Genomic DNA, 14,627 nt, shown 5'->3' on the forward strand with positions numbered 1-14,627 from the left:
GCGGACTGGCCGGGCTCCAGCGCGATCACCGACTGGGGCACGCTGTTCTCGTCGTAGGCCATGACCGCCTGGGCGCCCTCGTAGCCGATGCCCGGTGCCGTGGTGCGCGACGGCCGGTTCGCTCCCGACGGCCCCTCCTGCAAGGCGCTGGTCGTCGAAGGCGACGTCATGAGCGGCCGTGAGCACACGCTCCAGCTGGATGTGGCCCGGCGACTCGTCGCGTACGCGGACGAGGGCCTCCCGATCGTCCTGATCGGCGACTGGTCCGACGCGCACGTGCCCTCCATGCCCGCCGCCGCGGACGACGACACACGCCTGCGGGAGCTGCTCACGGAGTTGCGGAAGCGTCCCACCGTGCACACCGTCGCGGACCGGCCCGACGTTCCCGAAGCCATCGAGGCACTGGGGCTGCGGCGCGACGTGGAGTACGCGCAGACGTCGATGCTGCTCCACGCGCACCGCCGGGACGACGAAGCGGACTACTTCTTCTTCGCCAACGACGCGGTCAGCAAGAAGGGTTCGACGGGTTCCCGGATCCGTCACGACGTCATCCTGACCGGTCACGTGCGCGGGGCCGTACCCCATCTGCTGGACCCGTGGACCGGAACGGTCGCGCCGCTCGCCGCGTACACCCGCACCGAGGACGGCCGAATCCGCCTCACGGTGGACCTGGCGCCGGGTGCCGTGAGCGTCGTGCGGCTGTCCCGCCCCTCCGGCGGCATCGCTACCCGGCACGTCACCGCGACGTCGGCCGACGAGGTCGTCACCACCGACGGCCGGACGTTCGAGGTGCGGGCCGCGACGGCCGGTTCCTTCCGCACCACGTTCGACAACGGGCGCTCGGTGGACGCCGTCGTCCGGACGGTGCCCGCGCCGTTCGCCCTGGAATCCTGGAAGCTGGACGTGGAGGACTGGCGTCCGGGGGCCGACGCCACCGAGACCGTCCGCATGCGGCACGAACTGTCCCTCGCGGAAGGGTTGTTGCCGTGGTCGCAAGTACCCGGTCTGGAGGACGTGTCCGGTGTGGGTACCTACCGCGCCACCTTCACTCTCGGCAGGGAGTGGAATGGAGCGACCGGGGCGCGGCTCGAACTGGGCGAGGTGTGCGACACCTTCCGCGTCCGCCTCGACGGCCACGCCCTCGCGCCGGTGGACCAGGTGACGCGCGTGGTGGACCTGGGGCGGCGGCTGCGGCGCGGTTCCCACACCCTTGAGGTGGAGGTGGCGACGACGTTGCTGAACCGGCTCCGGGTGACGAACGCGCCGGTGTTCGGCGCCGCCAAGCGTCAGGCGTACGGGCTGCTGGGCCCGGTGCGGGTGGTGCCGTACGGGACCGCCACCGTGCGCGCGTGAGCACCACCGCGGGCTGAGTGCGTGGGCAGGTGCGGAGCCGGGCCGCCTCCGCGTCGGCCAGAACTGTTGGACGGGGGACGGGCCGTCGGGTTTCGGGCCGTGTCAGGCCGTTTTCGCCCGAACGGTCGGAAACGGCCTGACGCGACTGCGGCGAAGTCGCCCTGCAGAAACGGTCGTTCGGAGATCCGAGGTCCTCTGTCCGAACGGCTGTGCACGCGGCGGGTGTTCGCGCCGTGCCGAGGGCGGTCCGGTGGGACACGAACGCCCTCCGCCCCGATGGCGGCCTCGGTGATGCGAGGCGACGGCGTTCCGCCGGTCGGGACGCGTACTTTCTGCGGGATGCGCCATGTTTGCCGCCCATCTTCCTGCTTACGGCTAGGTATCGACGCAAGAAAAACCTCAACGCCTCTTGTACGACCCTGTTGTGAGCGCTAACAATCGAGCTCTGCCGGGACTGCTGAACCTCGGCCGCCAAGTCGGGACGACGCCGTCCAGCGGGCGCGAGCATGCTCGCTGCCGTCGAGGTCGTTCCGGACAGAGCCGCCTCGACGACGGGAATGCCAGGTAACACCCATGACGAAATTCCGATCCGCGTACGCCCTTCTGGCCGTGACCACCGGTTGTGCCCTGCTCCTGACCGCCTGCGGGCAGAGCAGTGAGGGGGGAAGCGACGAGTCGAAGGACAAGAAGGACCTGACCATCGGCATCGCCATGCCCACCAAGTCCTCCGAGAGGTGGATCGCCGACGGCAAGAACATGACGGCGAGCCTGAAGAAGGCCGGCTTCTCCGCGACCCTGCAGTACGGCGAGGACGACCCCGACCAGCAGGTCGCCCAGATCGAGAACATGATCACCCAGGGCGTCGACGCCCTCGTCGTGGCCGCCATCAACGGCGAGGCGCTGTCCAACGTCCTCCAGCAGGCGGCCGACGCCCACATCCCGGTGATCTCCTACGACCGGCTCATCCTGGGCTCCGAGCACGTCGACTACTACGCCTCCTTCGACAACGAGAAGGTCGGCGAGCTCCAGGCCACGTACATCGTCGACAAGCTGGGACTGGAGGACGGCTCGAAGAAGGGCCCCTTCAACATCGAGCTGTTCGCCGGGTCCAACGACGACAACAACACCAAGTACTTCTTCAACGGCGCCATGAAGGTGCTGAAGCCCTACCTCGACAAGAAGCAGCTGGTCGTACGCTCCAAGCAGACCCAGCTCAACCAGGTCACCACCCTGCGGTGGGACGGCGGAACGGCGCAGAAGCGCATGGACGACCTGCTGACCTCGTCCTACTCCACCGGCCGGGTCGACGCGGTGCTCTCCCCCTACGACGGCATCTCCATCGGCATCCTGTCCGCCCTGAAGTCCGACGACTACGGAAGCACCGCCAAGCCGCTGCCGATCGTCACCGGCCAGGACGCGGAGGTCGCCTCCGTGAAGTCGATCATCGCGGGTGAGCAGACCCAGACCGTCTACAAGGACACCAGGGCCCTCGCCCAGGTCGCCGCGGACATGGTGTCCGCCGTCCTCAACGACAAGAAGCCCGAGACCAACGACGACTCCACGTACAACAACGGCAAGAAGGTCGTCCCGGCCTACCTGCTCGACCCGGTCAGCGTCGACAAGACCAACTACAAGAAGATCCTGGTCGACTCCGGTTACATCAACGCCGGGGAGCTGGGGTGACCTCCGCCACCCACTCCTCCGAGGTACCCGCCCCCCAGTCGGCGCCGGCCGGCCCCGTTCTGGAGATGCGGTCCATCGTCAAGACCTTCCCCGGGGTCAAGGCGCTGTCGGAGGTGACCCTCTCCGTGGCACGCGGAGAGGTGCACGCCCTGTGCGGAGAGAACGGCGCCGGCAAGTCGACGCTCATGAAGGTCCTGTCCGGCGTGCACCCCCACGGGTCCTACGAGGGCGAGATCGTCTTCGACGGCGAGCCGTGCCGGTTCAAGGACATCAGGGCCAGCGAGCGGCGCGGCATCGTCATCATCCACCAGGAACTCGCGCTGGTTCCCTACCTGTCGATCGCCGAGAACATCTTCCTCGGCAACGAACCGTCCCGGCGGGGAATCATCGACTGGCGCGAGGCGCTGCGCCGTGCCGCCGAACTGCTCAGGCGGGTCGGGCTCGACGAACACCCCGAGACCCGGGTCGCCGACATAGGTGTCGGCAAGCAGCAGCTCGTGGAGATCGCGAAGGCTCTGGCGAAGGACGTCCGGCTGCTGATCCTCGACGAACCCACCGCCGCGCTGAACGACGAGGACAGTGCGAAACTGCTGCGGCTGGTGGGGGAGTTGAAGAGCCAGGGCATCACCTCGATCATCATCTCGCACAAGCTGAACGAGATCGCCCGGATCGCCGACTCCGTCACCATCCTGCGCGACGGCCGCTCCATCGAGACCCTGGACGTCAAGGACCCGGCCACCACCGAGGAGCGCATCATCCGCGGCATGGTGGGCCGGGACCTCGACAGCCGATTCCCCGACCGCACGCCCTACGAGGGCGCGGCGGACACCGAGCCGGCCCTGGAGATCCGGGACTGGACCGTGCGCCACCCCCTCGACCGCAGCCGCAAGGTCGTCGACGGGGTCTCGATCCAAGTCCGGCGAGGGGAGATCGTCGGCATCGCCGGACTCATGGGCGCGGGCCGCACGGAGCTGGCGATGAGCGTCTTCGGCCGCTCCTACGGCCACTACGAGCAGGGTTCCGTTCTCAGGGACGGCCGCGAGGTACGGACGCGAACGGTCCCCGAGGCCATCGCCAACGGCATCGCGTACGTCACCGAGGACCGCAAGCACTACGGTCTCGACCTCGGGGACACCGTGAGCCGGAACATCTCGCTCGCCTCGCTCGGTTCCCTCGCCCGGCGCGGCATCGTCGACGGTCACGACGAGCGCAAGGTGGCCGAACGCTACCGGAAGACCATGAACATCAAGGCTCCGAACGTCCTGGAACCGGTCGGTCGGCTCTCGGGCGGCAATCAGCAGAAGGTCGTCCTCAGTAAGTGGATTCTCGCCGGACCGGACGTCCTGGTCCTCGACGAACCCACCCGCGGGGTCGACGTCGGAGCCAAGTTCGAGATCTACACCGTGATCGACCGGCTCGCTGCCGAGGGCAAGGCGATCCTCTTCATCTCCTCCGAGCTGCCCGAACTGCTCGGCATGTGCGACCGCGTCTACACCATGGCGGCCGGGCGACTGACCGGCGAGGTGTCCCGCGCGGACGCCACCCAGGAAGTGCTGATGCGGCACATGACCCGGGACACCACCGCACCACCGGCATCCACCGCAGGTGCCATCCCCAGCGAAGGACACCAGGCATGAGCACCGACGTCAGCACGGACACGACCACACAGGCGCCGCCGGGCGGCAAGTCCACCGGCGGTCCGGTGGGCAGGGTGCTCCTGGACGGCGTACGGCGCAACATGCGCCAGTACGGAATGCTCTTCGCACTCGGCCTGATCGTGCTCCTGTTCGAGATCTGGACCGGCGGTGATCTGCTGCTGCCGCGCAACGTCTCCAACCTGGTCCTGCAGAACAGCTACATCCTCATCCTCGCCATCGGCATGATGATCGTCATCATCGCCGGGCACATCGACCTGTCGGTCGGCTCCCTGATGGCTCTGGTGGGTGGCATCGGGGCAGTGCTCATGGTCGAGCACCACGTCGCCTGGCCCATCGCGGTGCTGCTCACCCTGCTGCTGGGAGCCGCAGCCGGCGCCCTCCAGGGCTTCTTCATCGCCTACGTCGGCATCCCGTCGTTCATCGTGACCCTCGCGGGCATGCTGCTCTTCCGCGGGCTGACGGAGATCTTCCTGAAGGGACAGACCCTCGGCCCGTTCCCCGAGGGGCTGCAGAAGGTCGCCAACGGGTTCCTGCCCGAGGTGGGACCGGAGACCAACTACCACAACCTCACGCTGCTCCTGGGGATCGGACTGGCCGCGTACGTGGTCCTCCAGGAGATGCGGGACCGCCGGCGCCAGCGCGAGTTCACCCTGGAGCCGCTCCCCGCCGGGCTGTTCTGGCTGAAGACCGGGGCGCTGGTCGCCGCGATCCTGGTGACGACCCTGCTGCTCGCCAGCTACAAGGGCACGCCCGTGGTGCTCCTGATCCTGGCCGTGCTGCTGGTCGGCTTCGGGTACGTGATGCGCAACGCCGTGATCGGGCGGCACGTGTACGCGATCGGGGGCAACCTGCCCGCCGCGAAGCTGTCCGGGGTCAAGGACAAGAAGGTCACCTTCGCGGTGTTCCTCAACATGGGGATGCTCGCGGCGCTCGCCGGGCTCGTCTTCGCCGCGCGCTTCAACGCGGCCTCGCCGAAGGCGGGTGTGAACTTCGAACTGGAAGCCATCGCGGCCGCGTTCATCGGTGGGGCGTCGATGAGCGGTGGCGTGGGTACCGTGCTGGGCGCCATCATCGGTGGCCTGGTCCTCGGCGTGCTCAACAACGGCATGAACCTGGTCGGGGTGGGGACCGACTGGCAGCAGGTCATCAAGGGCCTCGTGCTGCTGGCGGCTGTCGGCTTCGACGTGTGGAACAAGCGGAGGGCGGGCTCCTGACCCCGCTCGCCGCATGACCGTGTGCCCGCCGGCCTGTTGGCCGGCGGGCACAGTCATGTCCCGGGGGTTCCCGGTGGAGCGGCCGGCAGCCGGCCGGCAGACCGTTCTTCATCCCCACGTCGCGCGAGGGGAGCCGGCCCCGTGCGGCAGCCGGACCTCTCGGACCGCCCGGGGCGCGTGCGCGTGAACCCGGTCGCCGCCCGCGGCTCGGCTGCCGGCCGGCCCGCTCCGGACCGACATCGGCGAGTGTCTTGTCATGACCATTGCCGACACCGTCACACCTCGCTATGTTAATCGAAAATCACATCGGTACGACTTGATGCATCGCATCTGGATCACTCGACTTGCAAGTCTGCGACGGCTACTCGAAGCCATCTGACCCATCAGGGAAGCAGGTAAGTCAATGGAGAATCTCAGCAGGCGAAAAATGCTGTCCCTCGGCGTGGCCCTCGGTCTCGTGGGCGTGACCGACTCCGCCCAGGCGTGGGCGTCGACGGCACCGACGGCGGGAACCACCGCGGGAACCGGTCCGGCATGGATCTGGGACGACCTGGCGGACCCGCTGATGGCCTCGATGGTCGACAACGGCCACGTACCGGCGATCAACACCGCGTGGAAGTCCTGGGTGAACAACAACGACCCGCTGCCCACCGGCCTGCCGGCCGAATTCACCTCGTACCTGGGGCAGGTCAACCGGCTGCCCTCCTGGGCCGACCCCGTCAAGCTGGCCCGTGCCGCCGACTTCAACCGGCGCAGGGACACGTACCTCTTCATGCTGTACGGACTCGGCGGCGGGATCATGAGCACGGTGATCCCGCGCGAGGCCAAGAGCGTCTACTGGTCCGCGGGCGGCGCCAACATGCAGGACCGCGCCGCCAAGACGTTCACGTTCGGCTACGACCTCTCCCAGCTGGGGGCCTTCGAGCCGACCGGACAGTTCGTCGTCACCGCGAACAAGACGCGCGTGGTGCACGCCGCCGTACGTCACCTGCTGCCGCAGTCGCCGCACTGGCGGGCGGTCGCCGACGAGACCGTCCCGATCAGCGCGGCGGACATCCTGGTCACCTTCCACAGCCTCGGCACCTACGTCCACCGCAAGCTCCTCGAATGGAAGGTCCCGTTCTCGGCCGCGGACCAGGAGGCGTTCCTGCACTCCTGGCAGGTCGCCGTCCACCTGCTCGGCGTGCCGGACGAGTACATTCCGCAGACCTGGGCCGCCGCTGACGCCCAGTCGGCACAGGTACTCACCCCGATCCTCACCCCGTCGACCGAGGGCATCGCCCTCGCCGAGGAATTGCTCGGCCTGACCGCGCAGATCGACCTCGGCGTCACGCGCGGTTTCCTGAACGAGTTCGTGCGCTACGTCCTCAGCGACCAGGTCGGCGACTGGCTGGGTCTGAAGCGCGACTACGTTTCGGCGGCCCTGGTCCGTACCGCGTGGCCGGCGTTCATCCTGTTCCGTGAGGGGCTGTCGCCCATCATGCCGGGATCGTTCTACGTGTTCGACCAGTTCATACGCGCCCTTGCCATGCTCTTCCTCAACAAGGGCACCTCAGGGACCACCACCCTGATCACCATCCCCACCGGGAACAGGGCGGCCTGATCCACCGACCCGGTGCCCACCCGTGCCCGCCCCGCGGTGATCGACCGGGGGGCGGGCACCGGCGCGAACAGCCCTTCCCGGCGCGACGACAGCGCGGCAGCCGGCGCTCCCGGCGGCAGGCCGTTCAGAGACCCAGAGCGCCCACGACCAAAGCCGTCACGGCCTCGCGGTGGTCGGGCGTGTCCTGCCAGCGGAGCTTGCGGCCCGCTTCCACCACCACACCGAACCCGGCGTGCACCAGCACCCGGGCCTGGCGCGGGTCCAGTTCCGGGCGCGCCAGCCTCAACTGCTGCTCCCAGACGGCGATGTGCTCCCGCTGCGCGAGGACCAGGGGCCGCCGGAGGCCCGTGGGCAGGCCGGCGAGTTCGGCCTCGGCGACGCTGTTGAGTTCGGTGTACTCGAAGCTGTAGGCCACATAGGTCGCCGCCAGCGCGACGATCGCGTCGTACGGGCCGGACACCTCGCGCAGGCTCTGCTCCACCCCCTGGGCCAGCAGCGCCGCGGCCTGGAGACAGGCCGCGGCCAGGATGTCGATCTTGCCGGGGTAGTGGCGGTAGAGCGCGGACGGGGTCAGGCCCACCGCCTCCGCGATCTGGCCGTTCGTGACGCTGACGAACCCGTCCCGGGCGAACAGCGGGACGGAGGCCGCGAGGATCTCCGCACGGCGCGTGCGCGGCACCGGCTGGGCGGGCAGCTCCACGACGATGCCCGAACCCCTCGGGCCCACCGCCGGATCACTCGCCACCACGCGCAGCGCGGACGCCAGCAGCAGTTCCTCGGCCCGGCGTTGGGCGATGGACGTGTGATGCATCGTGATGGATCCGATCGCCCCCAGCGCCGCCAGGGCGCGCAACTGCTGGTCGTCCCGCGGGTGCTCGCGCTGCACCGCCTCGTCCACCCGCCCGGCGAGCCGGTCGAACTTGACCGCGAGGCGCCGGCGGTCCTCGCGGCGGAGGTAACGGGCCTCCCACCGGTACACGCCTCCCGACGCGCGATGAGCGACGGTGATCCGGGTGACGGCGGCGAGCACGTCGGCCGGCGCCGCCCCGGGCGGCACCTCGTCGAGCGCGGCGACCAGACCGTCCACCATCACGTCGGCGCACTCGGCGAACAGCGCGTACTTGTTGGGGAAGTGCCGGTAGAGGGCGGCGGCGGTGATGCCCACTCCGGCCGCGACCTCCTCCATGGACGCCGCGTGGTAGCCGCGCTCGCTGAAGACCCGCCCGGCCGCCTCGACGATGAGCTGCCTGCGGTTGCGGGGCCGCGTGGCCGCGGACGCACCGGCGGTCACGGCCGGACGCGCGGACGGGGAGGCGGAGGCCATACGGATCAGTCAATCACACGTCGTCAGGGGGCCGGGGCCCTCTGCGAGGGCTCCGGGGCGTGATTCCCGGAGCGGTGGTCAGGGGAAGGTGAGGACCGGCTTGACCACGCTGCCGTCCCGCATGGCGGCCACCGCCGCTCCGATCTCCTCGAACGGGAACGTGGTGACCAGCCGGTCGAGCGGGAAGAGGCCGCGCCGGTGGAGGCCGATCAGCTCGGGGAGGAAGCGGCCGGGGTCGGAGTCTCCCTCGATGACTCCGTGGACGCGCACACCCTTGGCGAGCAGCCCCGTCACGTCGAACGTCACCTCTCCGCCGAGTCCGAGCAGGGCGAGTTCGCCGCGCGGACGCAGCGCTCCGACGGCCTGCCGGGCCATCTCCGGACGCCCGCTGGTCTCCACCACGTAGTGCGCCCCGCCTCCGGTGACGTCGCGCAACGCCGCCACCAGGCCGTCCCCCGGAGGCAGTGCCGTTCGGGCGCCGAGTTCCACGGCCAGGGCGCGTCGGGAGGCGACCGGGTCGACGGCCACCACCGGGTCGCAGCCGACCGCCACCGCGGCCATCAGGGCGCTGAGACCGACCCCGCCCGCGCCCAGGACCACCAGGGAGGAACCCGGTCCGGGGCGCAGCCGGTTGAGTACTGTCCCCGCGCCGGTCTGGCCGCCGCAGCCCAGCGGTGCGGCGACTTCGGACGGCAGGTCGGAGGGGATTTTGACCATGCCGCGTTCGTGGACGACGGCGTACGTGGCGAAGCTGGACTGGCCGAAGAACCCCGCACGCAGGGGTGAGCCGTCGAGGGAGAGCGGAGTGGAGCCGTCGTCGCGCCCGCCGGAGAAGTTCAGGACGGGCGCGCTCCGGCAGTAGGCCGGGTGGCCCGCCGCGCACTCTCCGCAGGCCCCGCAGCTGGCGAACGTGAGGCAGACGTGGTCACCGGGCGCGACGCCCGTCACCTCCGCACCCACCGCCTCGACCAGACCGGCACCCTCGTGGCCGAAGACCATCGGTGTGAGCTGCCGGGGCCAGCTGTCCCGCATCCCCAGATCGGTGTGGCAGACGCCCGCCGCGGCCATCCTCACCAGCGCCTCGCGCGGCCGTGGCCCTTCGAGATCCGCGTCCCGGACGACGAACGGTGCGCCCGGCGCCTTGACGACCGCGGCGCGGACGCGTCTCACGATTCCCCGGAGGTGCGCGGGGTCTCCGCAACCAGCCGGAACTCGGGGGCGCGCTCCAGGAAGAAGTAGTAGAAGGGGCCCTCGGCCGGGACGCCCTTTGCGTTCATGATGCCCATCAGCGTATTCCCGTCCACCCGCTTGAAGTGGTCGAAGACCGGCCGGCCGTCGTAGACCATGGTGGCCGTCGGCTCACCTCGGAACTCGACGGTCCACAAGCTGGCCTCGCCCTGGCCGAGTTCGAGGTTGGAGTACAGCTCGCCCGCCGCGTTACGGCAGACCAGCGGCTTGGCGTCGTGCACGGAGACGAACGACTTTCCGTACCAGTCGGCCTTCGCCAGCATGCCGTCGAGCGGGTGACCGGTACGGAACTCGCCGCCCCTCCAGCCGCCGAGGACCTCCTCGGGACGGACTGTGTCCAACTCCGCCCAGATGGAGTCGAGTTCGAGCGGGTCGACGGGGCCGTCGATCTCCCGGAGCTCCTGGAACCGGACGCGGGCTTCGAGCGCGTTCATGCGGGTGTCCTCTCGGCGGTGCGAAATCACGGAAGTGAGGCGGGCGGGTCGGGGCGGGAGCCCCGCCGGTCACCGGGACATGCGCGGAGCGGAACCTCCGGGGGCGGAAGCCCGCCCGGGAAGCGTGAGCGCGCGGTCACCGGCGACCGCGCCGGGGTGGCCCAGGGTGCCGAGGCACAGCAGTACATGGCGCTCGGCGACCTCCTCCGCGGCGAGCGGGCCGTCCGCGCGGAACCAGTTGGCGACCCCCTGGCACATGACGAGCACCGAACGGACCGCGTCGGCCGGGAACGGCGTGGTGAACACGCCCCTCGCCCGGCCCGCCTCGACCGTGTCGAGCAGCATGTGTTCCAGGTAGTCGCGCAGGGCCACGTAGCGAGCCCGGTTCTGCGGCTCCAGGCTGCGGATCTCGGTGTCCAGGAAGGCCAGCCGCTGGCGGTGGGCCATGTAGAGCACGATCGACTCGACCATGCCGCAGATCCGTGCCAGCGGATCGTCCCCGGCCTCCCCGGCAGCCGCCCGGCAGCGGTCCAGGACGTCCTTGATGGACGCCTCCAGCAGTGTGGCCAGCAGGGCCTGTTTGTTCTCGTAGTGGTAGTACAGCGCGGGTACGGTGACGCCGACCCGGCCGGCGATGTCCCGGACCGAAGTGCCGTGGTAGCCGTGCTCGTTGAAGGCTTCCATGGCGTGTCGCAGGATCGGGTGCAGTTCGAGCGGTCCATAGGAGCGCCAGTGCTCCGCCGGTGGCGTGGTGTCCTGGCTCGGCTCGGTGTTCAAGGACTCTCCTGGGGCCTCTCGTGCGGACCGTGCTGGATCGGGGGCGGGGTGGTGATCGCCGACATCGTACGGCCGTCGGGCCGCGACAGCGCCCTTTTGGTGCTTAGCGATCGATCAGGGAATCCTGGCGAACGACGTTCGGCCTGCTGTCACTTCCCCGGTATGGGGCAGCAAAAACTGGTGCGGTGCGAGGAGTTGACCGGACGGTCCCGCACTTCTACGTTTTAGCGAACGCTCAGTAAGGTCCCGGTCGAGCGGCGACGAGAGCGCCGTGCGCCGAGAAAGGAACCCATGGGCCATCACTCCCCGGACCCGCCCGGCCGTGCCGTGACGGGACCTCTGGACGGTGTACGCGTGGCCGAGCCGGCGGGCATCGGGCCCGGTCCGTTCGCCACCACGCTCCTCGCGGCTCCAGGGCGGGGCACCTGCACCGAGGCGTACGGCACCACCCGGCCCGCTCCTGCGCCCAGCCCCCGCTTTCCCGACCTCCCGGCACCCTCCGAATCCTCCCGGCCGTCCCCGGAGCACACACCCAGGACGCGGCCCGCGACTGGCACGTGCCCGGACTCCTGAAGGGCCACCACTGATGGAACTCTCCACGCCCCTGACGTACGCCGGCGATCCACGCGCCGCCGCCGACAGTGCTGCCGCCCTGGAGGCCGCGGGCCTCGATGCCGTCTGGGTGGCCGAGGCATACGGTTTCGACTCCCCGACGGTCATGGGATACCTCGCCGCGAAGACCGAGCGGCTGAGGATCGGCTCGGCGATCCTCAACGTGTACTCGCGCACCCCCGCGCTGATCGCCCAGACCGCGGCCGGGCTCGACGCCATCAGCGGGGGCCGCGCCATCCTCGGCCTCGGTGCCTCCGGGCCGCAGGTCGTCGAGGGCTGGCACGGCCGCCGGTTCGACCGTCCGCTGGGCCGCACCCGCGAGGTGATCGAGCTGTCCCGGCGGATCTGGCGCCGCGAGGTGATCGAGCACCGCGGCATCACCGAGATGCCTCTCTCCCCGGAGAGCGGCGGCACCCTCGGCAAGCCGCTGAAACTGCTGAACCACCCGGTCCGCGACACCATCCCCGTCCACCTCGCGGCGCTGGGACCGGCCAACGTCAAGCTGGCCGCCGAGATCGCCGACGGATGGCTGCCGTTCCTCTACGTCCCGGAGCACGCCGCGAAGGTCTGGGGCCGGTCGCTGGCCGAGGGCGCCGCCGCGCGCGACCCCGCACTCGGCCCGCTCTCCGTCGTGGCGGGCGGCCTGCTGGCCATCGGTGACGAGGCCGAGGCCGTCCGCGACCTGATGCGCCCCACCGTCGCCCTCTACGTCGGCGGCATGGGCGCGCCCGGCCGCAACTTCTACCACGACCTGGTCTGCTCCTACGGCTACGAGTCCGCCGCGGCCGCCATCCAGGAGCACTACCTCGCGGGCCGCAAGAAGGAGGCGGAGGCCGCCGTACCGGCAGAACTGCTGGAACACCTTTGCCTGGCCGGCTCCGAGGGGCATGTACGTGACCGTGTCGAGGCATTCCGCGAGGCGGGTGTGACCATGCTCAACGTCACCCCCGTCGGCCCCGATCCCGCTCGGCTGATCGAGCACGTGAGGAGTTGGCTGTGACGAAATCCCGTACCACCGGCGACCTGCCCGACGCGCCCGCCGACCGGACGCTGCCGCAACTGCTGGCCCGCAACGCGGCCGAGTACCCCCGGCTCCCGGCGATTTCCTGGCAGTCGGCGGAGAAGGGCGGCGGCTGGACCACGTTCGACTGGGCGGAGGTCGAAGAACACACCCGTAGCCTCGCCGCCGGTTACGCGGCCCTCGGCGTCGGCCGGGGCGAACGCGTGCTGCTGATGATGTCCAACCGGCCCGAACACTGGCTTTCCGACCTCGCGTTGGTGCGCCTCGGGGCGGTCCCGGTCAGCGTCTACGGCACAGCGGCCCCCGAGCAGATCACCCACATCGCCCGCAACTGCCGCGCCCGCGTGGCCGTGTTGGAGGGTGCGGCCCAGGTGGCCGTGTGGGAGCCGCTGCTCACCGACGCCGACACCCCGCTGGAGCGGCTGGTGGTGGCCGAAGAGGGTGCGGAGGGAAGCCACTTCCCGTTCGCCGCCCTGCTCCGCGAGCCGGTGCCGGAACGGTTCGCGAAGGAACTGGACACCGCCCGCCCCGACGATCCGCTGACCGTCGTCTACACCTCCGGAACCAGCGGCGAACCCAAGGGCGTGTTGCTGACGCATCGCCAAGTCATGTCCAACGCACTGGCACTGGACGCAGTGGTCGAACTGCCCCCGCACGTCGAGCACATCTGCTATCTGCCCTTCGCGCACATCGCCGAACGGATGCTCGGCATCTACCTGCCCTGCCACCGGGCCTCGCACGTCTACCTCTGTGCCGACCCGACGGGCGTCGCCGCCGTCGTGCGCGAGGTACGGCCCGCGCAGTTCTTCGGTGTGCCGAGGATCTGGGAGAAGCTGTCCGCCAATGTGCGGGGCCTTCTCGCGCTGATGCCGGCCGAACAACTGGCCGTCATCGAGGCTGCGTTCGAGGTAGCCCGCACACACGTCGGGTACCGGGAGCGGGGCGAGACGCCGCCCGCGCAGCTGGAGGAGCGCTATGCCCGCGTCCGCGCCGACGTGCTGCTTCCCATGCTGGCCGCGGGCGGACTGGACCGGGTGACCTGGGCGGCCAGCGCGTCGGCACCGATGTCGGTCGACGTGGTGAGGTTCTGGGCCGGCTTCGGCATCGTCATCATGGACGCGTGGGGGCTGACCGAGACCACCGGAGTGGCCACCAGCAACAGCCCGCGGGCCGGATTCCGGCTCGGCTCGGTGGGACGGCCGGTGGAGTCGGTGGAGATCCGCCTCGCCGAGGACGGCGAGATCCTGGTGCGGGGCTCCTCCGTCTTCTCCGGCTACCTCCAGCCGGACGGATCGGTACGGTCCGCACTGGACCCCGAAGGGTGGCTGGCCACCGGCGACATCGGCCGGACGGACGAGGACGGTTTCCTCTGGCTCACCGACCGGAAGAAAGAGATGATCGTCACCTCCACCGGCAAGAACGTCTCGCCCGCGCTGGTGGAGAACGCTCTCAAGGAACATCCGTTGATCGGCCAGGCGATGGTTCACGGCGACAACCGCTCCTACCTGGTCGCCCTGCTGGTACTCGACGCCGAGGCGGCCCCCGTCTGGGCCTCGGCCAACGGCGTCGACGCGGCCGGAGGGCCGGCCGGCCTGGCGGAGCACCCCGCCGTCCGCGCGGAGGTGGACCGGGCGGTCGAAGCCGCCAACTCCCGGCTCAACCGCAGCGAGCAGGTCAAGCGGTACGAACTGCTCGCCGAG

At 70.1% G+C, this 14,627-nt stretch carries 11 protein-coding genes and 1 pseudogene; 8 read left to right on the forward strand and 4 right to left on the reverse strand.

The window, feature by feature from the left end; all coding sequences use genetic code 11:
- Positions 1-168 precede the first annotated feature (168 nt).
- The 5 genes from ACWD3D_RS21840 (at position 169) to ACWD3D_RS21860 (ending at position 7,511) form a co-directional block, all read left to right on the forward strand.
- Positions 169-1,353 carry a hypothetical protein gene (locus tag ACWD3D_RS21840; RefSeq protein ID WP_451462504.1) on the forward strand — a complete coding sequence of 395 codons (1,185 nt, stop codon included), beginning with the start codon at positions 169-171 and terminating at the stop codon, positions 1,351-1,353.
- A 573-nt stretch (positions 1,354-1,926) separates the two neighbouring features.
- The gene (gene chvE, locus ACWD3D_RS21845) at positions 1,927-3,036 is read left to right on the forward strand and encodes a multiple monosaccharide ABC transporter substrate-binding protein (RefSeq protein ID WP_451462505.1); all 1,110 of its coding nucleotides are present in this window, start codon (positions 1,927-1,929) and stop codon (positions 3,034-3,036) included.
- Between the two features lie 65 nt (positions 3,037-3,101).
- Positions 3,102-4,673 carry a multiple monosaccharide ABC transporter ATP-binding protein gene (gene mmsA / locus ACWD3D_RS21850; RefSeq protein WP_451462514.1) on the forward strand — a complete coding sequence of 524 codons (1,572 nt, stop codon included), beginning with the start codon at positions 3,102-3,104 and terminating at the stop codon, positions 4,671-4,673.
- Complete coding sequence (mmsB, locus tag ACWD3D_RS21855) at positions 4,670-5,908, forward strand: multiple monosaccharide ABC transporter permease (RefSeq protein WP_451462506.1); 1,239 nt, start codon at positions 4,670-4,672, stop codon at positions 5,906-5,908. Before mmsA ends, mmsB begins: the two co-directional genes overlap by 4 nt.
- 403 nt (positions 5,909-6,311) lie before the next feature.
- Positions 6,312-7,511 carry an oxygenase MpaB family protein gene (locus tag ACWD3D_RS21860; RefSeq protein WP_451462507.1) on the forward strand — a complete coding sequence of 400 codons (1,200 nt, stop codon included), beginning with the start codon at positions 6,312-6,314 and terminating at the stop codon, positions 7,509-7,511.
- A 124-nt stretch (positions 7,512-7,635) separates the two neighbouring features.
- Here ACWD3D_RS21860 and ACWD3D_RS21865 read toward each other — a convergent pair whose 3' ends face one another.
- From ACWD3D_RS21865 to ACWD3D_RS21880, 4 genes are all read right to left on the reverse strand, one after another.
- Entirely contained in the window at positions 7,636-8,835 is a 1,200-nt protein-coding gene (locus ACWD3D_RS21865) for a TetR/AcrR family transcriptional regulator (protein ID WP_451462508.1), read from the reverse strand.
- Positions 8,836-8,913: 78 nt separating this feature from the next.
- On the reverse strand, positions 8,914-10,005 hold the full coding sequence (locus ACWD3D_RS21870; protein WP_451462509.1) for an NAD(P)-dependent alcohol dehydrogenase: 1,092 nt from the start codon (positions 10,003-10,005) through the stop codon (positions 8,914-8,916).
- Positions 10,002-10,517, reverse strand: coding sequence for a DUF4334 domain-containing protein (locus ACWD3D_RS21875; protein WP_451462510.1), 516 nt, complete (start codon positions 10,515-10,517; stop codon positions 10,002-10,004). The genes ACWD3D_RS21870 and ACWD3D_RS21875 overlap by 4 nt, the downstream gene beginning before the upstream one ends.
- 69 nt (positions 10,518-10,586) lie before the next feature.
- The gene (locus tag ACWD3D_RS21880) at positions 10,587-11,294 is read right to left on the reverse strand and encodes a TetR/AcrR family transcriptional regulator (RefSeq protein WP_451462511.1); all 708 of its coding nucleotides are present in this window, start codon (positions 11,292-11,294) and stop codon (positions 10,587-10,589) included.
- A gap of 291 nt (positions 11,295-11,585) precedes the next feature.
- Here ACWD3D_RS21880 and ACWD3D_RS21885 point away from each other — a divergent pair.
- The 3 genes and pseudogenes from ACWD3D_RS21885 to ACWD3D_RS21895 all read left to right on the forward strand — a co-directional run.
- A pseudogene (locus ACWD3D_RS21885) lies at positions 11,586-11,711 on the forward strand (CoA transferase); the annotation flags it as partial.
- 169 nt (positions 11,712-11,880) lie between these two features.
- Positions 11,881-12,906 (forward strand): LLM class F420-dependent oxidoreductase, encoded by a 1,026-nt coding sequence (locus ACWD3D_RS21890; protein WP_451462512.1) that lies wholly within the window; start codon positions 11,881-11,883, stop codon positions 12,904-12,906.
- On the forward strand, positions 12,903-14,627 hold a 1,725-nt coding region (locus ACWD3D_RS21895; protein ID WP_451462513.1), incomplete at its 3' end, for an AMP-dependent synthetase/ligase. The genes ACWD3D_RS21890 and ACWD3D_RS21895, both read left to right, overlap by 4 nt.

This window comes from Streptomyces sp. NPDC002690 (assembly GCF_053592415.1).